The sequence below is a fragment of the Xanthomonas sp. DAR 34887 genome (assembly GCF_041245805.1).
Lineage (GTDB): Bacteria > Pseudomonadota > Gammaproteobacteria > Xanthomonadales > Xanthomonadaceae > Xanthomonas_A > Xanthomonas_A tesorieronis.
This window is the reverse complement of the sequence record NZ_CP162490.1, coordinates 4,459,813-4,479,852: the sequence shown is the minus strand read 5'-3', so window position 1 is coordinate 4,479,852 and position 20,040 is coordinate 4,459,813. Positions and strand designations below refer to the sequence as shown.

General features: G+C 68.8%; 20 protein-coding genes. 14 read left to right on the top strand and 6 right to left on the bottom strand.

All coding sequences use genetic code 11. The annotated features are described in order from the left end of the window. Positions 1-151: 151 nt before the first annotated feature. The 3 genes from AB3X08_RS19065 (at position 152) to AB3X08_RS19055 (ending at position 3,956) form a co-directional block, all read left to right on the top strand. Complete coding sequence (locus AB3X08_RS19065) at positions 152-2,158, top strand: ATP-binding protein (protein ID WP_369934348.1); 2,007 nt, start codon at positions 152-154, stop codon at positions 2,156-2,158. A gap of 68 nt (positions 2,159-2,226) precedes the next feature. Beyond that, positions 2,227-2,517: a DUF3247 family protein gene (locus AB3X08_RS19060; RefSeq protein ID WP_369934346.1), complete on the top strand. Its 291-nt coding sequence runs from the start codon at positions 2,227-2,229 to the stop codon at positions 2,515-2,517. Between the two features lie 107 nt (positions 2,518-2,624). Continuing rightward, a complete protein-coding gene (locus AB3X08_RS19055; RefSeq protein ID WP_369934344.1) occupies positions 2,625-3,956 on the top strand; it encodes a PQQ-dependent sugar dehydrogenase in 1,332 nt (443 codons plus the stop codon). 502 nt (positions 3,957-4,458) lie between these two features. Here the strand turns inward: AB3X08_RS19055 and AB3X08_RS19050 are convergent. Further along, positions 4,459-4,722: a hypothetical protein gene (locus AB3X08_RS19050; protein ID WP_184413239.1), complete on the bottom strand. Its 264-nt coding sequence runs from the start codon at positions 4,720-4,722 to the stop codon at positions 4,459-4,461. Positions 4,723-4,865: 143 nt separating this feature from the next. Between AB3X08_RS19050 and AB3X08_RS19045 the strand changes: the two genes are divergently transcribed. Both AB3X08_RS19045 and AB3X08_RS19040 read left to right on the top strand, forming a co-directional pair. Then, complete coding sequence (locus AB3X08_RS19045; RefSeq protein ID WP_369934342.1) at positions 4,866-5,939, top strand: class I SAM-dependent methyltransferase; 1,074 nt, start codon at positions 4,866-4,868, stop codon at positions 5,937-5,939. Further along, positions 5,936-6,637: a pseudouridine synthase gene (locus AB3X08_RS19040; RefSeq protein ID WP_369934340.1), complete on the top strand. Its 702-nt coding sequence runs from the start codon at positions 5,936-5,938 to the stop codon at positions 6,635-6,637. The genes AB3X08_RS19045 and AB3X08_RS19040 overlap by 4 nt, the downstream gene beginning before the upstream one ends. A 191-nt stretch (positions 6,638-6,828) precedes the next feature. Here the strand turns inward: AB3X08_RS19040 and AB3X08_RS19035 are convergent, their stop codons facing one another. Together AB3X08_RS19035 and AB3X08_RS19030 are read right to left on the bottom strand one after the other, a co-directional pair. Next, positions 6,829-7,377, bottom strand: a complete 549-nt coding sequence (locus tag AB3X08_RS19035) for a DUF1415 domain-containing protein (protein ID WP_369934338.1) — start codon at positions 7,375-7,377, stop codon at positions 6,829-6,831. Positions 7,378-7,447: 70 nt separating this feature from the next. Beyond that, positions 7,448-7,930, bottom strand: a complete 483-nt coding sequence (locus tag AB3X08_RS19030; protein WP_369934336.1) for a YajQ family cyclic di-GMP-binding protein — start codon at positions 7,928-7,930, stop codon at positions 7,448-7,450. 88 nt (positions 7,931-8,018) lie between these two features. On the opposite strand from AB3X08_RS19030, the gene AB3X08_RS19025 reads away from it, so the two are divergent. The 5 genes from AB3X08_RS19025 to AB3X08_RS19005 all read left to right on the top strand — a co-directional run bounded on the left by AB3X08_RS19025 (position 8,019) and on the right by AB3X08_RS19005 (position 12,314). Further along, positions 8,019-8,915: a DMT family transporter gene (locus tag AB3X08_RS19025; RefSeq protein ID WP_369934334.1), complete on the top strand. Its 897-nt coding sequence runs from the start codon at positions 8,019-8,021 to the stop codon at positions 8,913-8,915. 111 nt (positions 8,916-9,026) lie between these two features. Further along, entirely contained in the window at positions 9,027-10,034 is a 1,008-nt protein-coding gene (locus AB3X08_RS19020) for a methionine ABC transporter ATP-binding protein (RefSeq protein WP_369934332.1), read from the top strand. After that, on the top strand, positions 10,031-10,726 hold the full coding sequence (locus AB3X08_RS19015; protein ID WP_369934331.1) for a methionine ABC transporter permease: 696 nt from the start codon (positions 10,031-10,033) through the stop codon (positions 10,724-10,726). The genes AB3X08_RS19020 and AB3X08_RS19015 overlap by 4 nt, the downstream gene beginning before the upstream one ends. A 207-nt stretch (positions 10,727-10,933) precedes the next feature. Continuing rightward, on the top strand, positions 10,934-11,737 hold the full coding sequence (locus AB3X08_RS19010) for a MetQ/NlpA family ABC transporter substrate-binding protein (protein WP_369934330.1): 804 nt from the start codon (positions 10,934-10,936) through the stop codon (positions 11,735-11,737). Positions 11,738-11,750: 13 nt separating this feature from the next. Beyond that, positions 11,751-12,314 carry a DUF1453 domain-containing protein gene (locus AB3X08_RS19005; protein WP_369934329.1) on the top strand — a complete coding sequence of 188 codons (564 nt, stop codon included), beginning with the start codon at positions 11,751-11,753 and terminating at the stop codon, positions 12,312-12,314. 80 nt (positions 12,315-12,394) lie between these two features. Here the strand turns inward: AB3X08_RS19005 and AB3X08_RS19000 are convergent, their stop codons facing one another. Then, positions 12,395-13,027 carry an OmpW/AlkL family protein gene (locus AB3X08_RS19000; protein WP_369934328.1) on the bottom strand — a complete coding sequence of 211 codons (633 nt, stop codon included), beginning with the start codon at positions 13,025-13,027 and terminating at the stop codon, positions 12,395-12,397. A 188-nt stretch (positions 13,028-13,215) separates the two neighbouring features. Here AB3X08_RS19000 and AB3X08_RS18995 point away from each other — a divergent pair, with 188 nt between their 5' ends. Next, on the top strand, positions 13,216-13,752 hold the full coding sequence (locus AB3X08_RS18995) for a DNA-deoxyinosine glycosylase (RefSeq protein ID WP_369934327.1): 537 nt from the start codon (positions 13,216-13,218) through the stop codon (positions 13,750-13,752). Positions 13,753-13,758: 6 nt separating this feature from the next. Here AB3X08_RS18995 and AB3X08_RS18990 read toward each other — a convergent pair whose 3' ends face one another. Further along, positions 13,759-14,517: a hypothetical protein gene (locus AB3X08_RS18990; protein WP_369934325.1), complete on the bottom strand. Its 759-nt coding sequence runs from the start codon at positions 14,515-14,517 to the stop codon at positions 13,759-13,761. A 245-nt stretch (positions 14,518-14,762) separates the two neighbouring features. On the opposite strand from AB3X08_RS18990, the gene aceF reads away from it, so the two are divergent. The 3 genes from aceF to AB3X08_RS18975 all read left to right on the top strand — a co-directional run bounded on the left by aceF (position 14,763) and on the right by AB3X08_RS18975 (position 18,832). Continuing rightward, positions 14,763-16,529 (top strand): dihydrolipoyllysine-residue acetyltransferase, encoded by a 1,767-nt coding sequence (aceF, locus tag AB3X08_RS18985; RefSeq protein WP_369934323.1) that lies wholly within the window; start codon positions 14,763-14,765, stop codon positions 16,527-16,529. A 131-nt stretch (positions 16,530-16,660) separates the two neighbouring features. Beyond that, a complete protein-coding gene (gene lpdA, locus AB3X08_RS18980) occupies positions 16,661-18,466 on the top strand; it encodes a dihydrolipoyl dehydrogenase (RefSeq protein WP_369934321.1) in 1,806 nt (601 codons plus the stop codon). Between the two features lie 90 nt (positions 18,467-18,556). After that, entirely contained in the window at positions 18,557-18,832 is a 276-nt protein-coding gene (locus AB3X08_RS18975) for a hypothetical protein (protein WP_369934320.1), read from the top strand. A gap of 115 nt (positions 18,833-18,947) precedes the next feature. Here AB3X08_RS18975 and AB3X08_RS18970 read toward each other — a convergent pair whose 3' ends face one another. Then, entirely contained in the window at positions 18,948-19,775 is an 828-nt protein-coding gene (locus AB3X08_RS18970; protein WP_369934319.1) for a hypothetical protein, read from the bottom strand. Positions 19,776-20,040: the final 265 nt, after the last annotated feature.

Genomic DNA, 20,040 nt, shown 5'->3' with positions numbered 1-20,040 from the left:
GACGGCGGCGGAGCGGCTTAACAAGATGCAGGGTCAGTCGCGCCGTTCCGGTCTGAGCCTTTTCCGGTCCTGAGCCATCGTCATCGGGCCGCAGGCGCGGGGTGCGTCGCCGCCTCTGCTACCGCCGGCCGTTTCCAGAGCACATTCCCTCATGCATGTCAGCAGCATCGAATCTTCCTCCACGTCGCGCACGCAGGCGTCGGACCTGCACTACCGCGAGATCTTCGACAAGATCGACTCGGGCTTCTGCGTGGTGCAGGTGCTGTTCGACGAGGCCCAACGCCCGGTCGATTACGTCTTCTTGGAGGTGAATCCGGCGTTCGAGCGCGAGACCGGCATGCGCGACGTGATCGGCCGGCGCATGCGTGACCTGTCGCCGACCCACGAGGAACACTGGTTCCGCGTGTATGGCGACATCGCGCTGAGCGGGCGCTCGGCCAAGTTCGAGAACTACGCGTCCGCGCTGGGCCGCTGGTGGGCGGTGGACGCATTCCGGGTCGGCACGCCGGAGCGGCACCTGGTCGCGGTGCAGTTCCTCGATATCACCGAGCGCAAGCGCGTGGAGCGCGACCTGGCCGAGAGCGAGGCGCGCTTCAGCGCGCTCGCCGAGGGCCTGCCGATGCCGGTCTGGGTCCTGGACGCCAGCGGCCAGCTGCGTTTCACCAATACCGCCTACGCCGAATTCTTCGGCATCGACCTGCAGGCCGACGAGGCGCGCCCGGGCTGGGGCGATGTGCTGCATCCGCAGGACGCGGGCGTGTTCGCCTTCGAACTGCGCAACGCGCTGGAAGAACAACGCAACCTGCGCGCGCTGGTGCGCGCGCGCCGCCACGACGGCGAATGGCGCTGGGTGGAGATGACCGCGGTGCCGCGCTATTCGGCCGAGGGCACGTTCATCGGCCTGGCCGGCAGCAGTCCGGACGTCACCGAGCGCCGCGACATCGAACTGGCCCGCGAGCAGTTGCTGGAATCGGAGCGCAGCGCGCGCAATGCCGCCGAGAGCATGGCGCGGCTGAAGGACGAGTTCCTGGCCACGCTGTCGCACGAGCTGCGCACTCCGTTGACCACCATCCTGGGCTGGAGCGACCTGCTGCTGCAGCGCTTGCCGCCGGGCGATCCAAGCAGCAAGGGCCTGTCGGTGATCGCCAGCAGCGCGCGTGCGCAGCAGCGGCTGATCTCGGACATGCTCGACCTGAGCAGCATGCTGCTGGGCAAGGTGCAGCTGGAAATCGAGACGCTGGACCTGGCCGAACAGGTGCGCGAGGCGCTGCGTGCGCAGGAGCCGGTGGCCGAAGGCAAGGACCAGGCGCTCAGCCTGCGCGAGCCGGCGCAGCCGTGCCTGGTGCTGGGCGATGCCACGCGCCTGCAGCAGGTGTTCTGGAACCTGTTGTCGAATGCGATCAAGTTCACCCCGGCGCACGGGCGTATCGAACTGGCGATCGACCTCGATGCCGACGGCGAGCACGTGACGGTGGCGGTGCGCGATTCCGGCGACGGCATTCCGCCGGACTTCCTGCCGCACCTGTTCGGCCGTTTCCGCCAGGCCGACGGCACCACCACGCGCCTGCACGGCGGCCTCGGCCTGGGCCTGGCGATCGTGCAGCAGCTGGTGGAAATGCATGGCGGCCAGGTCAGCGCGGCCAGCGAGGGCCGCGGCTGCGGGTCGGTGTTCACCGTGCGCCTGCCGCTGCACCGCGCCACGCCGGGCAAGCGGCCGTTGCGCGAGGTGCGCGCGTTCGCGATGGCCGAGCAGGTGGTGGAAGCGTATGCACTGAAGGGCATGCGCCTGCTGGCGGTGGAAGACCAGCCTGACATGCTCGAATACCTGCGGCGGCTGCTCGAGGAGCAGGGCGCCGAGGTGGTCGCGGCCGGTTCCGCCAGCGAGGCGTTGGCGGTGCTCGACGATGGCGGCCACACCCGCATCGACGTGATGGTCACCGATATCGGCATGCCCGGCATGGATGGCTACGGCCTGATCCGCACGATTCGCGAGAACATGGGCCTGCAGGCGGCCGAGTTGCCGGCGGTGGCGGTGACCGCGCTGGCGCGCGCCGATGATCGCCAGCGTGCCTTGCAATCCGGTTTCCAGGAGCATCTGGCCAAGCCGTACAGCGTGGCGCAGCTGGTGTCCGCGGTCCGTTTCGCGCGGCAGGAATAGCCGCGGTTTTCCCCGCGCATTCACGCGATGGCCGCTAGCGTGCCGGTTTTCCCTCGCTGGAGACGCGCATGACCAAGTACGCCGACGCGGTGCATACCGACCCCGAAGCGATCGCCGCATTGCAGGCATGGCTGCCGAAGTTGCCCGACCAGGCGCAGGTGCTGTTGCGCCTGGACGACGGCAGCCAGGTCAGCGGCACGGTCTCGATCCGCCCGACCCTGCAGACCTTCCGCGATCGCGAGGAGCGCGAAGGCATCAATGGCGTGGTGCGGCTGGACGATCTGCTGCATCCCGAGCAGCAGCACTACGTGTGGCTGGACCGGATCCGCGCGGTCGAGCCGTTGACGCCGACCTCCTGAGCGTGGAACGCGCACAGGGTGCACCGTTTGACATCTATTTCACTTTTACCGAGCGCGTGCTGTGCATCATCGGTGGTCCTGTCGCCACCCTGGAGAGTTGAGCCGCGATGCGCCTACCCTCGTCCCCGGCCCGTTGGGCATTGTGTCTCCTGTCCGCTGCCGCGTTGAGCGCTTGTGGCGATACCGCCAAGCATTCCATCGAGGAGGGAACGGGACCCGATCCGGTGCTGCCCGATCCGGTCAAGCGCATGATCCCCACGGTCAAGGTCGCCGAGGTCAAGCGCTGGGCCGACGGCGCCGCGCCGGTGCCGGCCGCCGGTCTGGCGGTGCAGGCCTTCGCCCGCGACCTCGACCATCCGCGCTGGCTGTACGTGCTGCCCAACGGTGACGTGCTGGTCGCCGAGACCGCTGAGCCGCCGGCGCCGGAAAAGGAAAGCAGCGGCCTGCGCGACAAGATCCAGGGCGCGATGATGGCCAAGGCCGGTGCCACCGTGCCCAGCGCCAACCGCATCACCCTGCTGCGTGATGCCGATGGCGACGGCGTCGCCGAAGTGCGCACGCAGTTCCTCAAGGGTCTGTATTCACCGTTCGGCATGGCTCTGGTCGGCGACCGCCTTTACGTCGCCAATGCCGACGCGCTGGTCAGCTTTCCGTACAAGGACGGCGATACCCAGATCAACGCTGCGCCGAGCTTCGTCGCCAACCTGCCCGGCGGCATCAACCATCACTGGACCAAGAGCCTGTTGGCCAGCCGCGACGGCAACAAGCTGTATGTCGGCGTGGGCTCCAACAGCAATGTCGCCGAAAACGGCATGGACGCCGAGCTCAATCGCGCCGCGATCCTGGAAGTGGACGCGCACAGCGGCGCCACCCGGGTGTTCGCCAGCGGCCTGCGCAACCCGGTGGGCCTGGCCTGGCAACCCGGCGGCGACACGCTGTGGGTGGTGGTCAACGAGCGCGACGAGATCGGCAGCGATCTGGTGCCCGATTACCTGACGTCGGTGCGCGAAGGCGGCTTCTACGGCTGGCCGTACAGCTACTACGGCCAGCACGTGGACGAACGCGTGCAGCCGCAGAACGCGGAGATGGTGGCCAGCGCGATCAAGCCCGACTACGCGCTGGGCGCGCACACCGCCTCGCTGGGCCTGACCTTCTACGAAGGCGCGCTGCTGCCGCAGACCTATCGCGGTGGCGCCTTCATCGGCCAGCACGGCTCCTGGAACCGCGATCCGCCGTCCGGCTACAAGGTGATCTATGTGCCCTTCGCCAACGGCAAGCCCAGCGGCAAGGCGCAGGACGTGCTGACCGGCTTCCTCGATTCCGACGGCAAGGCGCAGGGCCGCCCGGTCGGCGTGGCGGTGGACAAGCCCGGTGCGTTGCTGGTGGCCGACGATGTCGGCAATGTCATCTGGCGGGTGACGCCCAAGGCCGGGCCGTAATCGAGCGCCGCCTGATCGGAAGGTTCATGTGGGAGCGACTTCGGTCGCGACGGCTCTATCGACAACGCCCGTCGCGACTAAAGAGCATTTCTAGCCACCTACAAGGCGTGTCGATGCACTAGCGAGTGGCCGATGCGCCGGGTCCGCGGGTTCCAGCACCGAGGCGTTCAATATGGACTGAAGTGGATAAGGCGCATTGGCGAGAGGACTCGGTGGCGTGGCGGCCGCGTTTCCCATGGATGCATTAGCACCATGGCCGCTTCGTTCCCATGTCGCGGCTGAAGCCGCTCCTACAGCGCATGGCGCATATTGTGTAGGAGCGGCTTCAGCCGCGACAGGAAAACGAAACACCATCGCTGCCGCCGCCACGCGCAGCATGCAACTTCTGGACGCAGATATCAAAGGAGCCCTGACGCCGCTCCTTGGGTATTTTTTAGCTGGATCGAAAGTGCAAACTCAGATGGAGCGCCGCGGTAACCGATCCGAAGCTCCGTGCCTCCGCTCAATGCTCCACCGGCGCCGGCTCCACGCCGAAGCGGCGCGCATAGCCGCGCTCGTTGAACACGCGTTCCACCTCGGTATCGCCGAGTTCCGGTGCTGCATAGACGGCATACACCACGCTGCCATCGTCGCGCTCGCCGCGCTGGTGCAGGCGGTAGCGCGGGCGTCCGGTGCCGGTGTTTTCCGGGTAGTGCAGTGGCGGTTGGCTGCCTTCCAGATCCACTTCGCTGTTGTCGACGACGCCACCGATGAACACTGCGCGCATATGCCACTCCATCCGTCCGGGTTGACCTGCAGCCTAGGCGCGGCGATGTTGCTATTGCATCAATGATGCGTTCACTTGGCGCAAAACCGGGCCGGCGCCGGACTGCCGGTAGAATGCGCGTTCCCCGACCGATTCCGATCCCGATGCCGGCTCTGCAAGACGCTCCCCTCGACACCCTGTTCCTGCCCTTCGCCCAGGGCGCGCTGCGCTGGCCGGCGGGCAAGGTGCTGTTCCTGCGCGCGCGCGACGGCTGGGCGTTGCGCCAGCACGCGCAGCCGGCGCAACTGGTCTGCGAGCAGGGCTATCGCCCGTTCGCCGCCGCCCTGGAGCAGGGCGGCTGGCAGGTTCGCGCCGAGGATGCCGACGAGCACGACGACGCCGGCGGCTACGCGCTGGTGCTGGTGCTGCCGCCGCGCCAGCGCGACGAGGCGCGGGCGCTGCTGGCGCGTGCCGTGGCGCTGGCTGCGCCGGGCGGCGTCGTGATCGCCTGCCAGTCCAACAACGAAGGCGCCCGCTCCGGCGAGGACGACCTGCAGCAGCTGGCCGGCCTTGGCGGCAAGCTGACCAAGCACCACTGCCGCGTGTACTGGACCGCGCCGCTGCACGGCGGCCACGACGCCGCGCTGCAAGAGCGCTGGGCCAGGCTCGACGCCGCGCGGCCGATCCTGGACGGGCGTTTCCGCAGCCGGCCTGGCGTGTTCGCCTGGGACCGCATCGATCCGGCCTCGGCGCTGCTGGCCGAGCACCTGCCGCCCGATCTGGCTGGCCGCGGTGCCGACCTTGGCGCCGGTTATGGTTACCTGTCGGCGGAATTGCTCGCACGTTGCCCGAAGATCGCCGCACTGGATCTGTTCGAAGCCGATGCGCGCGCGCTGGCGCTGGCGCGGGCGAACCTGGTGCAGGCGCCGGCCTCGGTGGAGACCGGCTTCCACTGGCACGACGTGACCGCCGGGCTGCCGGCGCAATACGACTTCATCGTCACCAATCCGCCGTTCCACGCGCCGGGGCGGATGGAGCGCCCGGACATCGGCCGCCGCTTCATCGCCGTGGCCGCGCAGGCGCTCAAGCCCGGCGGAAGGTTGTACTTGGTCGCCAACCGGCACCTGCCCTACGAGGCGGTGCTCGACGCCAGCTTCGGCGAGACCAGCGTGACCGCCACCCGCGACGGGTTCAAGCTGATCCAGGCGGTGCGCGCCCGCGCCACGGTGCGCCGATGAAGCTGGTCAAGCACCTGGCCAACCTGGGCTACGGCAGCCGCAAGCAGGTCAGCCTGATGTTTCGCGAAGGCCGCATCACCGACCCCGACGGCGAGGTGCTGTACGCCGACGACCAGGTCGAGCATGCCGCGATCCGGGTCGATGGCGAGGCGCTGGACCCGCCGCCGGGGCTGATCCTGGCGTTGCACAAGCCGGTCGGCTACACCTGTTCGACCAAGGATCCGGGCCGCATCGTCTACGACCTGTTGCCGCCGCGCTTCCGTTTGCGCTCGCCGTTGCTGTCCACGGTCGGGCGGCTGGATCGCGACACCAGCGGCCTGCTGCTGATGACCGACGACGGCGCGCTGCTGCATCGCATCGTCTCGCCGAAATCGCAGCTGGCCAAGGTCTACGAAGCGACCCTGGCCGAGGACCTGCGCGGCGACGAAGCGGCGCAGTTCGCCAGCGGCACGCTGCTGCTGGACGGCGAGACCACGCCGCTGCTGCCGGTGCAGTTGGAAGTACTGGGCCCGCGCCAGGCGCGCATCACCCTGTACGAAGGCCGCTACCACCAGGCGCGGCGCATGTTCGCCGCGGTCGGCAACCACGTGCTCGCGCTGCACCGCAGCCGCATCGGCGGTTTCGCGCTGGACCAGACGCTGCCGGCCGGGCAGTGGCGCGCGCTGGACGCGGCCGATCTGGGGCGGGTGTTTGGGTGAGGAGCCGGGATTGGGGATTGGGGATTCGGTAAAGCCGGTGTGCTTCTGTCTGGTACAGCGTCGACCCGGAGATTTGCAGTGCGCGGCAGCGTTGTAGGAGCGGCTTCAGCGGCGACATGCACCTTCGGCAAGCTCCTGTCGCGGCTGAAGCCGCTGCTACAGGGAGACAGGAGCCGGGTGCTCTCTGCGCGTCACGCGAACAGCTTTTTCCACCCGTCCAACCCCAGCGTCTCCAACGTCTGCAGATTGCGCTCCACGATCACGTCCGCGTCCGGGAACGCGGTCACGGCGCGTTCCACGCTGTCCTCGCGCAGCAGGTGCAAGGTGGGGAAGGGCGCGCGGTTGGTGTAGTTGCCGATGTCGTCCGGCGCGGTGCCGGCGAACTGGTAGTGCGGATGGAAGCTGGCTACCTGCAGGATGCCGTGCAGGTCGAGCGCTTCGACTGCCGCGTCGGCGTTGTCCAGGAAATCGTTGTAGTCCAGGAAGTCGCCCAGCACCTGTGGATGCACGATCAGGGTGGTGTCGATCTGCTCGGCCGGCGTGTCGCGCAGCAACAGCAGTTCCTCGCTCAATTCCTCGAGCAAGGCTTCGGGTGTGGTCGCGTCGCTGAGCACGTAGCGGATCTGCTGCTTGACGTGCACGGCTTTGGCGAACGGGCACAGGTTCAGGCCGATCACCGCGCGTTCCAGCCATTGGCGGGTCAGCGCGATCGGGTCGGCGGCGGGGGCGAGGTCGTTCAAGGCGATTCCGGCGGGCGAGGGCGGGCGGCGATGGGGCGAAGCGGCTGCGGCGTGTGTCGCCGCGCGCGGCTCAGTCGCGGAAATTCTCGAACTGCAGCGGCAGCTCGAAATCGCTCTTCTTCAGCAGCGCCATCACGTCCTGCAGGTCGTCGCGCTTCTTGCCGCTGATGCGCAGCTTGTCGCCGTTGATCTGCGCTTCCACCTTGAGCTTGGCGTCCTTGATCGTCGCCACGATCTTCTTGGCCAGCTTCTGCTCGATGCCCTGCTTGACCGTGACCTTCTGCCGCGCGCCGGCCAGGTTGGTCTCCACGTCGCCGAACTCCAGGCAGCGCACGTCGATGCCGCGCGCGATCAGCCGCGCGCGCAGGATGTCGGTCATCTGCTTGACCTGGAAGTCGCTCGGCGCGGCCTGGTTGATGACCTGGTCGTCGAGTTGGAAGCTGGCCTCCACGCCCTTGAAATCGAAGCGCGTCGACAGCTCGCGGTTCGCCTGGTCGATGGCGTTGGTCAGTTCGTGCTTGTCGATTTCGGAGACGACGTCGAAGGAAGGCATGGCGGTTTCCCGGGCAAAGACGCCATATCCTACCGATCTGGCCGTGGCGCCGCTGGGCGGCGCTGCCGATCGCGGCGATAATCCGCGCATGTCCACCTCCCGTTCCAACGCCGCGGCCGCCGCCTGGATGATCGCGGCGGTCGCCTGCTTCGCGCTGATGGATGCGGCGATGAAGCTGTTGAGCGCGCACTATCCGGCGCTGCAGGTGGCCACGCTGCGCGGTGGCGCCTCGCTGCCGTTCGTGCTGCTGTGGGTGCTGGCCACCGCCGGCCCGCGTTCGATCCTGCCGGTGCGCTGGGGCCTGCACCTGCTGCGCGGCGTGCTCGGCATCGCGATGATCGGCTGCTTCGCCTGGGCGCTGCGCAGCTTGCCGCTGTCCACCGCCTACACGATCTACTTCGTCGCGCCGCTGCTGGTGACGGCGTTGTCGGTGCCGCTGCTGGGCGAACGCGTCGGCCCGCGGCGCTGGACCGCGATCGGCATCGGCCTGGTCGGGGTGCTGGTGGTGCTGCGCCCGGGCGTGGGCGGCTTCGTGTCGCTGCCGGGGTTGATGGTGCTGCTGGCGGCCACCGCCTATGCGCTGGCGGCGGTGCTGGTCAGCCTGTTGGCGCGCACCGAGACGCCGCAGTCGCTGGTGGTCTGGTTCCTGCTGATCATGGCGCTCGGCGCCGGCGCGCTGGCGTGGCCGGCCTGGATCCCGCTGCGCCTGGCCGATGCCGGCTGGATCGCCACGCTCGGCCTGGCCGGCGCGCTGGGGCAGGTGGCCTTGACCCAGGCGTTTCGCCGCGGCGACGCCTCGCTGATCGCGCCGCTGGAATACAGCGGCCTGATCTGGGTGATCCCGTGGGACTGGCTGCTGTGGCGCAAGCTGCCCGACGCCTGGACCTGGCTGGGCGCGGCGATCATCGTCGCCAGCGGCCTGTACCTGCTGCACCGCGAGCGGGTCCGCGCCACCGTGCGGCCGCCGCCGCTGGCGCATCCTTAGTCGCCTTGGCTGCCGGCGCCGTTCCGGGCGCAAGCCTTAGAATCGAATGGAATAACGCCTGCAGGCCTGGCCTGCTAGGCTTTGCGCCCCCTTCGCTGCCGGCCCCGCGCGGTGATCCAGTTCGAGCACCTGCACAAGTCCTACCCCGTCGCCGGCCAGTCGGTCGTGGCGTTGCATCCGCTCGACCTGGAAATCCGGGCCGGCGAGGTGTTCGGCATCATCGGCCACTCCGGCGCCGGCAAGTCGACCCTGATCCGGTTGATCAACCGGCTGGAGGAGCCCAGCGGCGGGCGCCTGCTGATCGATGGCGAGGACGTCACCGCGCTGGACCGTGCCGGGCTGCGCACGCTGCGCCGGCGCATCGGCATGATCTTCCAGCACTTCAACCTGCTGTCCTCGCGCAGCGTGGCCGGCAACGTCGCCTTCCCGCTGGAACTGGCCGGCACGCCGCGCGCGCAGATCGACGCGCGGGTCGCCGAGCTGCTGGCCCGGGTCGGCCTGGCCGAGCATGCCAGCAAGTATCCGGCGCAGCTGTCGGGCGGGCAGAAGCAGCGCGTCGGCATCGCCCGCGCGCTGGCCACCGGGCCGCAGATCCTGCTGTGCGACGAGGCCACCAGCGCGCTGGATCCGCAGACCACCGCCTCGGTGCTGAGCCTGCTGGCGCAGATCAATCGCGAGCTGGGCCTGACCATCGTGCTGATCACCCACGAGATGGAAGTGATCCGCCGGGTCTGCGACCGCGTGGCGGTGCTCGACGCCGGGCGCCTGGTCGAGAGCGGGCCGGTCACCGAGGTATTCCTGCATCCGCGCCATCCGACCACGCGCCGCTTCGTGTCCGAGGCCGAACACGTGGACGAAGGCGAGCTGCATCGCGACTTCACCGCGGTGGCCGGGCGCATCCTGCGCCTGACCTTCCTCGGCGGCGACACCTACGCCCCGCTGCTCGGGCGCATCGCGCGCGAGACCGCGGTGGACTACAACATCCTGTCCGGGCGCATCGACCGGATCAAGGACACCCCGTACGGCCAGCTGACCGTGGCCCTGGTCGGCGGCGATCTGGACGCGGCGCAGGCCGGGTTCGCCGCTGCCGGCGTGCATGTCGAGGAGTTGCGCCGATGATCCCGTTCGCGACCGCCGCCGGCGGCTTCTTCCGCAATCTCGACGCCGGCAAATGGGCCGAAATCGGCCGTGCCACGCTGGACACGCTGCTGATGCTCGGCGGCTCGCTGCCGCTGACCCTGCTGATCGGCCTGCCGCTGGGCGTGCTGCTGTTCCTGACCGGGCCACGCCAGACCCACCAGCGGCCGCTGCTGTACGGCACGCTGGCGCTGGCGATTAACGTGCTGCGCTCGGTGCCCTTCATCATCCTGATGATCGCGATGATTCCGCTGACGCTGTGGGCGATGGGCACCTCGCTGGGCGTGCGCGGCGCGATCCTGCCGCTGGTGGTGGGCGCGGCGCCGTTCTACGCGCGGCTGGTGGAGACGGCGCTGCGCGAAGTGGACCGCGGCGTGGTCGAGGCCAGCCTGGCGATGGGCGCGACCACCTGGCAACTGGTGACGCGGGTGCTGCTGCCCGAGGCGCGACCGGGGCTGATCGCCGGCGCCACGGTGACCACCATCGCGCTGATCGGCTTCACCGCGATGGGCGGCGCGATCGGGTCCGGCGGACTGGGAGACCTGGCCTATCGCGACGGCTACCAGCGCTCGCACGCCGACGTGGCGCTGATCACCGTGGTGGTGCTGCTGTTGCTGGTGCAGGGGCTGCAGATGCTCGGCGATCGGCTGGTCGCGCATTACAGCCGGCGCTGAGCGCCACGCGGTCGCTGGATCGCGCCTGTGCCCTCTGTAGGAGCGGCTTCAGCCGCGACCGGATCTATCGGTAAAGCGTCGCGGCTGAAGCCGCTCCTACAGGAAAAGCCGTCCCAGGCCCTTCGCCGCATGCAGCGCTCGGGTCTGCTAGCTTGCCCGCATGGCGGCCTGGCCGCTCTTCTTCCCCACGTTTCCGGATTCCCTGCCATGACCAAACTCCCGCTTCGTCTGCTGCTCGGCGCCGCCGTGCTCGCCCTGGCCGCCTGCGGCAAGTCCACCTCCGGTACCGACACCGCGCGGCTCAGCGTCGCCGCCACCGCGGTGCCGCACGCGGAGATCCTGGAGGTGGTCAAGCCGCTGCTGGAGAAACAGGGAGTGACCCTGGACGTGCGCGTGTTCAACGACTACGTGCAACCCAACGACCAGGTGGTGCAGAAGCAGATCGACGTGAACTACTTCCAGACCGAGCCGTACCTGGACGCCTACAACCGCGATCGCAAGAGCGACCTGGTCACCGTGATCGGCGTGCACATCGAGCCGTTCGGCGCCTATTCGCGCCGCTTCAAGTCGCTGGACGCGCTGCCGCAGGGCGCCGACGTGGTGATCCCGAACGATCCCAGCAACAACAGCCGCGCGCTGATCCTGCTCGACAAGGCCGGGGTCATCAAGCTCAAGGATCCGGGCAATGCGCTGTCCACCCAGCGCGACATCGTCGCCAACCCGAAGCAGCTGAAATTCCGCGAGCTGGATTCGGCGATGCTGCCGCGGGTGCTGGACCAGGTCGATCTGGCGCTGATCAACACCAACTACGCGCTCGATGCCGGACTCAACCCCACCCGCGACGCGCTGGCGATCGAGAGCAAGGACTCGCCGTACGTGAACTTCCTGGTCGCGCGCGCCGACAACAAGGACGATCCGCGCGTGCAGAAGCTGGCCAAGGCGTTGACCAGCCCCGAGGTCAAGGCGTTCATCGAGCGCAAGTACCAGGGCGCGGTGTTGCCGGCGTTCTGAGCGAGCACTGCGCATGCCGCTGCTGCTGGCCATTCCCCTGGCGATCGTGATCGCGTTGGCGGTGACCGCGGTGCTGTTGCCGCTGTCGCTGCTGCAGCGCTTCCGCTACGGCACCTCGCGGCGCCAGGCGCGAGCGTGGCTGGCCGGCGTGCAGTTCTGGTCGGCGTTGGTGTCGAGCCTGGTGTTGCTGGCCTTCGCAGCGATTGCCACGCACTGGTGGGCGGATGCGGCGCGCTATGCCTGCATCGGCTGGATGGCTGGCCTGGCGCTGGGCGCGCTGGGCATCTGGCTGAGCCGGTTCGAGCCGTTGCCGCACGGCCTGTACTACACGCCGAACCTGTGGCTGGCACTGGCGTTGACGCTGCTGGTGGTGGCACGGATCGGCGCCGGCCTGCTGCAGGGGTGGCGCAGTCTCAGCGAAGGCGCGGCGTGGCCGGCGCAGGGCTGGATGAGCCACGCCAGCCTGCTCGGCGCGGCGGCGTTGTTGCTCGGTTACGCGTGCGCGTATGCGTGGCTGTTGCGGCGTCGCGTGCGTCATTTCGATCGCTATCGCGGCTACGACCGCTCGCCGCGCTGAGCCGCGCGCAGACGCGAGGAGCCACAAAAACAAACGGGCCCGAAGGCCCGTTTGCATGATGTGGCGCGGTGCAGGCGTGCTTAGAAGCGCGCGCCGACGCCGAAGCTGACCAGCCACGGATCCAGCTTCAGGTCCTGGCCGGTGCCGCTGCCGCCGACCTGCACTTCCGGACGCGAATGCATGTAGCGGGCATCGGCGCGGGCGAACCAGGTCGAGTTGATGTTCATGTCCACACCGACGGTGCCGATCGCACCCTTGGCGGTGTCCAGGCCGACGTGCTGGCCGCTGGCCGACAGGCCGTCGATCTTCTCGTTGCTGAAGTTGGACTCGTAGTAACCCACGCCGACGAACGGACGGAACACGTTGTCCGCCTGGCCGAAGTGGTACTGGCCGCTCAGCGCGATCGGCTGCTGCTCGACGGTGCCGACCTTGCCCACGCCGCTGGCGCTGACGCGGTGATTGAACTTGTCGGCGGCGCCCCACAGCTCGACCGCCCAGTTGTCGTTGATCAGCCAGCTGGCGCTGATGGTCGGCGCCGGGCCGCCGTCGACGTCGAGGCCGTTGGCCGGCTTGGAATGGGGGTCGAGCAGGGTCGCGCTGCCGACGACGGCAAAGCGCTTGCCGGATGCGGTGTCGCTGTCCTGCGCGAATGCGGCAGGCGCGAACGCAAGGGCGGAAACGACAGCCAGGCTCAGGATTTGAATGGACCGCATGGGAATCTCCTCAATCTTTTTTTTGTGGGGCCACAGGAGTGGGCGCGCACACCGTATCGATGAAAAGATGAATCGACGCCGACCTCGGCCGGGTGGATGCAGGCATCGTTCAGACACCGGCGTTGGATGCTTGAAATAACGAGGTTTTAAGACTTGGCGACATTCACCCAGATGCGTGTGGCGTGACGATGCAGGACGTACTGCAAGGCTTGCCTGCGCAGATCCGCGACGATTGCCGGGTGCTGATTCTCGGCTCGATGCCCGGCGCGATGTCGTTGCAGCACGCGCGCTACTACGCACATCCGCGCAACCGCTTGTGGCCGTTGCTGGGCGCGTTGTGCGGCTTCGACCCGCAGTTGGACTACGGAGCGCGGCTGCAGGCGATGCAGGCCTGCGGCGTGGGCCTGTGGGACGTGATCGGCCAGTGCCGGCGCAGCGGCAGTCTGGACACGGCGATCGTGCGCGGTAGCGAAGTGCCCAATCCGCTGCCCGAGCGCATCGCGCAATTGCCGCAGTTGCGCGCGATCGCGTGCAATGGCGCGGCGGCGGCGCAGGCGTTCGCGCGTTTCGTGCAGCCGCAGCTGGCGCCGCGCGAACCGCCGCCGACGGTGTTGGCGCTGCCCTCGACCAGCCCGGCCAACGCCGCGTTTTCGCTGCCGCGATTGCAGCAGGCGTGGGCGCCGCTGCAGGCCTGGCTCACGTCGCCGCCGGCGGCGGCGAGCTAGCGCGGATCAGTGCAGCGCCCGCGGTCTCGGCGCGCGCAGCCGCAACCACAGCGTCTGCACCAGCAGCACCGCGGCCAGCGCCAGCGCCACCCAGGCCGCCGTAAGCGCACCGTCCAGGCCACTGTGTGTCTGCTTGACGTAGACCGCGCCCAGCGCCCACAGCGCCGCTGCGACATAGGCCAGGTTGCCGCGCATCGCCCGGTTCAGGCCGAGCAGCAGTGCCGCGGCCAGCGCGAACAGCACCAGGCTCCACGGCAGCATGTGCTCGGTGGACAGCCAGCGATAGGCGACGATCACCTGCGCGGTATCGAGGAAGGCGGCCAGCGACAGCCAGCCGGCGTGCAGCGACAGCGGCAGCCAGGCCCACAGCGCCTGCCAGGGCTCGGCGCGCGGATCGCGCGACAGGCGCAGCGCGGCCAGCGCCAGGCACGCCAGCGCCGCCCAGATCACCGCCAGCGCCAGCAGGAAATGCTGCTGCGAGAACACCGGCATCCACAGCGCGGTGAGGCCGAAGCCCAGCGCCGCCGGCAACCGCACCTGCGCCAGCGCACTGTCGCGCCGCCGCCGTGGCGACGACTGCCACACGCCGAAGGCCAGGTCGAGCAGGAAGATCGGGCCCCAGATCGCGAAGGCATAACCGGCGGCGACGATCAGGGTGGGGTAGCGGTCGGAGATCGCGCCGTTGGTCGGGCCGAACGCGCCGCGTTGCGAGAACCAGGCGACCAGCGGCATCGCCAGCGACATCAACAGCACGAACGCACGCATGGCGGCACTCCGATCGGGGTGCGGCGCATGCTAGGCGCCTGTCCGTGAAGGCTGCGCGGCGCGCATCGCGGCGATGACGCCAGGACAATGCGCAGGCGTACAGTGCGCCGCGGACGCCGCGCACGGGCGCTTCTAGGCGTCGCCACGCGGCCGCCGCGGGTTTTTTTGCCCGGCAAAGGTTGGCGCTGCGGCTGCGGGCCGCCACAATAGGGGTTTCCCCCTCATTAGTTGCCGGAGTTGCCCGCATGGCCGAAATCAAGGAAGCACTTGTCCCCGATATCGGTGACTACAGCGACGTCCCGGTAATCGAAGTGCTGGTGGCGGTCGGCGACACGGTGAAGAAGGACCAGAGCCTGGTCACCCTGGAGTCGGACAAGGCGACGATGGAAGTGCCGTCGCCGTTCGCCGGCGTGGTCAAGGAACTGAAGGTCAAGGTCGGCGACAGCCTGTCCGAAGGCAAGCTGGTGGCCTTGATCGAAGTGGCCGAGGACGGCGCCAGCGCCGCTGCGCCTGCTCCGGCAGCGGCCAAGGCGGCGCCCGCGCCGGCCAAGCAGGAACCGGCACAGCCGGCGCCGGCCGCGCAGCAAGCGACCAAGCCGGCGGCCGCCGCGGGCGGCGGCGGCATCGTCGAGGCGCGCGTGCCGGACATCGGCGACTACAGCGACGTGCCGGTGATCGAAGTGCTGGTCGCGGTCGGCGACACCGTGGCCAAGGACCAGAGCCTGGTCACCCTGGAATCGGACAAGGCGACGATGGAAGTGCCCTCGTCGGTGGCCGGCGTGATCAAGGAGCTGAAGGTCAAGGTCGGCGACAGTCTGTCCGAGGGCAAGGTCGTGGCGCTGATCGAAGTGGCCGGCGCCAGCGCCGACGCGCCGGCCGCCGGCGCGATCCAGCCCAGCGCCGAGACCGGCGGCGGGGTGGAGCCGGTGCCGGCCTCGGCCGCGCCGGACAAGCTCGCGCAGCGCGAGATCGCCCAGGTGCAGGGTTCGGCCCCGGCCAAGGCGGGCGCCGCCGCGCCGTCGGCCGGCACCCCGAGCAGCCCGCCGGTGGAGTTCAACGCCGACAGCGTGCTGCCGCAGAAGGTGCCCTACGCCAGCCCGGCGGTGCGCGTGTTCGCCCGCGAGCTGGGCGTGGACCTGTTCCAGGTCAGCGGCACCGAGCACGGCGGCCGCATCACCAAGGACGACGTGCAGCGCTACGTCAAGGCCGCGCTAGCGGGCGGCGTGCCGGCCGCAGCGGCTGGCGGCGCGCCGGCGGCGGGCGGCGGCAATGGCCTGAATCTGCTGCCGTGGCCCAAGGTCGATTTCGCCAAGTTCGGCGAGGTCGAGGTCAAGCCGCTGTCGCGGATCAAGAAGATCTCCGGCGCCAACCTGGCGCGCAACTGGGCGATGATCCCGCACGTCACCCAGTTCGAGCAGGCCGACATCACCGACCTGGAAGCCTTGCGTGTGGCGCTGAACAAGGAGAACGAGAAGGCCGGCATCAAGCTGACCATGCTCGCCTTCCTGCTCAAGGCCAGCGCCGCGGCGCTGAAGCAGTTCCCCGACTTCAACGCCTCGCTGGACGCGGCCGGCGAAAACCTGACCCTGAAGAAGTACTTCCACATCGGTTTCGCTGCCGACACCCCGAACGGGCTGGTGGTGCCGGTGATCCGCGACGTGGACAAGAAGGGCGTGGTCGAGCTGGCGCGCGAGAGCGGCGAGCTGGCCAAGAAGGCGCGCGACGGCAAGCTCGGCCCGGCCGAGATGAGCGGCGGCTGCTTCTCGATCAGTTCGCTGGGCGGCATCGGCGGAACCGCGTTCACGCCGATCGTCAATGCGCCGGAAGTGGCGATCCTGGGCGTGTCCAAGTCGGCGATCCAGCCGGTGTGGAACGGCAAGGAATTCGCGCCGAAGCTGATGTTGCCGCTGTCGTTGAGCTACGACCACCGGGTCATCGACGGCGCCGCGGCGGCGCGCTTCACCACCTACCTGAGCCAGGTGCTGGCGGACATGCGCCGCGTGCTGCTGTAAGTCCTGCCGCAACGGCGCCGCGCCCGGCGCGGCCCGTGTTTCCCCCACCTGCGTGCGCCGCGTCCAGCGCGGCGCCGCCGTAGAACTGCAATCGCCCGCCGGCGCGCCGGCCGGGCCACAGGAGAAGCTGCATGGCGGTCATTGAGGTCAAGGTCCCGGATATCGGCGACTACAGCGAGATTCCGGTCATCGAAGTGCTGGTCGCCGTCGGCGACACGGTGAAGAAGGACCAGGGCCTGCTGACCCTGGAGTCGGACAAGGCCACGCTGGAAGTGCCGTCGGCGGCGGCCGGCGTGATCAAGGAGCTGAAGGTCAAGCTCGGCGACACCCTGTCCGAGGGCGCGGTGATCGCGCTGCTGGAAACCGAGGACGCCGGCGCCGCGCCGGCCGCCGCGCCCGCAGCGGCCAAGGCCGAGGCGCCGGCCAGCAAGCCGCCGGTGGCGCCGTCGCATCGCGCCCCGGCCGAGCCGCCGGCGCCCAAGCCGGCGCTGGCCAGCGGCAAGCCGGCCGACATCGAATGCAAGATGGTGGTGCTCGGCGCCGGACCCGGCGGCTACACCGCCGCGTTCCGCGCCGCCGACCTGGGCCTGGACACGGTGCTGATCGAGCGCTACGCCAGCCTCGGCGGCGTGTGCCTCAACGTCGGCTGCATTCCGTCCAAGGCGCTGTTGCACGCGGCCGCGGTGATCGACGAGGTCGCCCACGCCGGCGACTTCGGCGTGACCTTCAGCGCGCCCAAGATCGCCCTGGACAAGCTGCGCACGTACAAGGAAAACGTGGTCGGCAAGCTCACCGGCGGCCTGGCCGGCATGGCCAAGCAGCGCAAGGTGCGCACCGTCACCGGCGTGGCCTCGTTCGTGTCGCCCAACGAGCTGGAGATCGTCGCTGCCGACGGCAAGACCCAGTTGCTGCGTTTCGAGCACTGCATCATCGCCGCCGGGTCGCAGGCAGTGAAGCTGCCGAACTTCCCGTGGGACGACAAGCGGGTGATGGACTCCACCGACGCGCTGGAGCTGCAGGAGATCCCCAAGAGCCTGCTGGTGGTCGGCGGCGGCATCATCGGCCTGGAAATGGCCACCGTGTACAGCGCGCTGGGCAGTAAGGTCACCGTGGTCGAGTTCATGGACCAGCTGATGCCGGGCGCCGACAAGGACCTGGTCAAGCCGCTGGCCGACCGGCTGAAGAAGCAGGGCGTGGAGGTCTACCTGAAGACCAAGGCCACCGAGGTCAAGGCCGACAAGAAGGGCATCACCGTGTCCTTCGAGGCCGCGGCCGAGGGCGAGCAGCCGGCGTTGGGCGCAACCACCTACGACCGCGTCCTGGTCGCGGTGGGCCGCGCGCCGAACGGCAAGAAGATCGGCGCGGAGAACGCCGGCGTCAACGTCACCGAGCGCGGCTTCATCCCGGTCGATCGGCAGATGCGCACCAACGTGCCGCACATCTTCGCCATCGGCGACATCGTCGGTAACCCGATGCTGGCGCACAAGGCTACCCACGAGGGCAAGCTGGCCGCGGAAGTGGCGGCGGGCGAAAAGAAGGAGTGGGTGGCGCGGGTGATCCCGTCGGTGGCCTACACCAACCCGGAAATCGCCTGGGTCGGCGTGACCGAGACCGAGGCCAAGGCCAAGGGCCTGAAGGTGGGCGTGGCCAAGTTCCCGTGGGCGGCCAGCGGCCGCGCCATCGGCATCGGCCGCACCGAGGGCTTCACCAAGCTGATCTTCGACGAGGAAACGCACCGCATCGTCGGCGGCGCCATCGTCGGCGTGCATGCCGGCGACCTGCTGGCCGAGATCGGCCTGGCGATCGAGATGGGCGCGGAAGCCGAGGACATCAGCCACACCATCCACGCCCATCCGACCCTGAGCGAGTCGGTCGGCATGGCCGCCGAGGTCTACGACGGCACCATCACCGACCTGTACATTCCGAAGAAGAAGTAAGCGCCGCGTGCCCTTGACGATGCCGACGACGCCCCGTTCGCGGGGCGTCGTCCTGTCTGCGGCAGCGCGGCCGCGATTGCGGAGCATGCGATGCGCAAGAAGTCATTGTGTCCCGAACTGCAGGCGCTGCTGGAGCGCGAACTGGGCAGGGGCAACGCCATGCACGAGCCGCCGCACCAGACCGACTGGCCAGAGCCCGGCTCGGTGTTCGTGGCCTTGCGGCACGATCTGCGCAGCGCGGTGACCGATCTGCCCGCGGCGGTGCGCCATTCGGTATGCCGCGATCCGCACTACGGCTGGCACGACGCGTGCTATTGCGAACGGCACAAGCACCTGCTGGTCGCGGGCGCCACCAAGCCGTCGTGAGCATTGTCCCGGTGCGCGATGCAATCGTTCGCCAGCCAGCCGCCATAACGACAAAAACCCCGCATCGCTGCGGGGTTTTGCTTGGAACTGCTTGCGAGTTCTTGGTCCGAAAGACTCAGAACGCGAAGGTCACGCCTGCCACCGGGCCCTTGAACTCCTGCTTCAGGCCGACATTGGTCAACGAGGCCGAGTTGGAGTCGGTCTCGCGGTCCACGTCCAGCTTGAACCAGTCGTAGCCGGCGAAGATGCCGAAGTTCTTGGTGAAGCGGTATTCGGCGATCGCATTGGCGCGGCTCAGGTCGCCGTCGTACTTGCCGAAATCGCCCCACTTGGTGTTGAGGTACTGGCCCTGCACGCTGAACAGCCAGTGCTCGTTCGGCTGCGCGGTGAAGCGCAGGCCGACCACCGGCGCGGCGCCGTCCTCGCTCTCGTCGACGAAGGTGCCCGTGTACAGGTCGCCCAGGTCGGCGTAGGCGTTGGCCTGCACCTTGGCCCACTCGGCGCCGATCTGCAGGCCCATGCTGAACTGCGGGGTGTCGATCACCGAATAGTCGTAGATCAGGCTGGCGACCTGGTACTTCAGCTCGCCCTTGACGAAGCTGCCGCTGGGCACGGTGACGCCGTCGTAGCTGACGTCCTCGCCCAGTTCCTCGCGGCGGTCCTTGTCGTACTTGAAGTAGTCGAAGATCAGGCGCTGGCGGGTGCTGATGCGGAACACGCCATCCACGCGCGGCTCCCATTCCTTGCCGCCGAAGTCGAAGTCCTGCGACCCGGAGACCTCGTTGCCGGCGATGGTGGTATTGCCGCGCAAGGTGTTGTCGTTGTCCACGTTCATCGCGCCGAGGCGGATGGTGAAGCGGTCGTCGGTGTCAGCGGCGTGGGCGGGGAGGGCGTAGGCGGCGGCGAGCGCGCACGGCAACGCAAGAGCGAGCAAATGTTTCATAGGGGGCGAAGCTCCGTCATCTGGGGATGGATGCGCCGATGGCGAGCGCCACCGCGTGCCGCAACTATCCTTAAAACCATGTCCACCATCCGTGAAGGTATGGAGGTGGCGCCGGTCACAGAATCGCAGGCAAAAGAAGAGCCCCGGTCGCCCGGGGCTCCATGGGTCCGCGCTGCAAATCGACGAGGATGGGCGCAGTCCCTGCATGATCGGACCGGAGGCGAGGCGAAAAGTTCCCACGCAAATCCCTGTTGCGATGCGTCAT

Bases quoted from the DNA above. Each gene is read 5' to 3' on its own strand.
- AB3X08_RS19025 (WP_369934334.1), top strand. From the start codon at position 8,019: ATGTCCACCTCCCGTTCCAACGCCGCGGCCGCCGCCTGGATGATCGCG.
- AB3X08_RS19040 (WP_369934340.1), top strand. From the start codon at position 5,936: ATGAAGCTGGTCAAGCACCTGGCCAACCTGGGCTACGGCAGCCGCAAG.
- AB3X08_RS19005 (WP_369934329.1), top strand. From the start codon at position 11,751: ATGCCGCTGCTGCTGGCCATTCCCCTGGCGATCGTGATCGCGTTGGCG.
- lpdA (WP_369934321.1), top strand. From the start codon at position 16,661: ATGGCGGTCATTGAGGTCAAGGTCCCGGATATCGGCGACTACAGCGAG.
- AB3X08_RS19000 (WP_369934328.1), bottom strand. From the start codon at position 13,027: ATGCGGTCCATTCAAATCCTGAGCCTGGCTGTCGTTTCCGCCCTTGCG.
- AB3X08_RS18995 (WP_369934327.1), top strand. From the start codon at position 13,216: ATGCAGGACGTACTGCAAGGCTTGCCTGCGCAGATCCGCGACGATTGC.
- AB3X08_RS19050 (WP_184413239.1), bottom strand. From the start codon at position 4,722: ATGCGCGCAGTGTTCATCGGTGGCGTCGTCGACAACAGCGAAGTGGAT.
- AB3X08_RS18970 (WP_369934319.1), bottom strand. From the start codon at position 19,775: ATGAAACATTTGCTCGCTCTTGCGTTGCCGTGCGCGCTCGCCGCCGCC.
- AB3X08_RS19060 (WP_369934346.1), top strand. From the start codon at position 2,227: ATGACCAAGTACGCCGACGCGGTGCATACCGACCCCGAAGCGATCGCC.
- AB3X08_RS19045 (WP_369934342.1), top strand. From the start codon at position 4,866: ATGCCGGCTCTGCAAGACGCTCCCCTCGACACCCTGTTCCTGCCCTTC.
- AB3X08_RS19030 (WP_369934336.1), bottom strand. From the start codon at position 7,930: ATGCCTTCCTTCGACGTCGTCTCCGAAATCGACAAGCACGAACTGACC.
- AB3X08_RS19015 (WP_369934331.1), top strand. From the start codon at position 10,031: ATGATCCCGTTCGCGACCGCCGCCGGCGGCTTCTTCCGCAATCTCGAC.
- AB3X08_RS19010 (WP_369934330.1), top strand. From the start codon at position 10,934: ATGACCAAACTCCCGCTTCGTCTGCTGCTCGGCGCCGCCGTGCTCGCC.
- aceF (WP_369934323.1), top strand. From the start codon at position 14,763: ATGGCCGAAATCAAGGAAGCACTTGTCCCCGATATCGGTGACTACAGC.
- AB3X08_RS19055 (WP_369934344.1), top strand. From the start codon at position 2,625: ATGCGCCTACCCTCGTCCCCGGCCCGTTGGGCATTGTGTCTCCTGTCC.
- AB3X08_RS19065 (WP_369934348.1), top strand. From the start codon at position 152: ATGCATGTCAGCAGCATCGAATCTTCCTCCACGTCGCGCACGCAGGCG.
- AB3X08_RS18990 (WP_369934325.1), bottom strand. From the start codon at position 14,517: ATGCGTGCGTTCGTGCTGTTGATGTCGCTGGCGATGCCGCTGGTCGCC.
- AB3X08_RS18975 (WP_369934320.1), top strand. From the start codon at position 18,557: ATGCGCAAGAAGTCATTGTGTCCCGAACTGCAGGCGCTGCTGGAGCGC.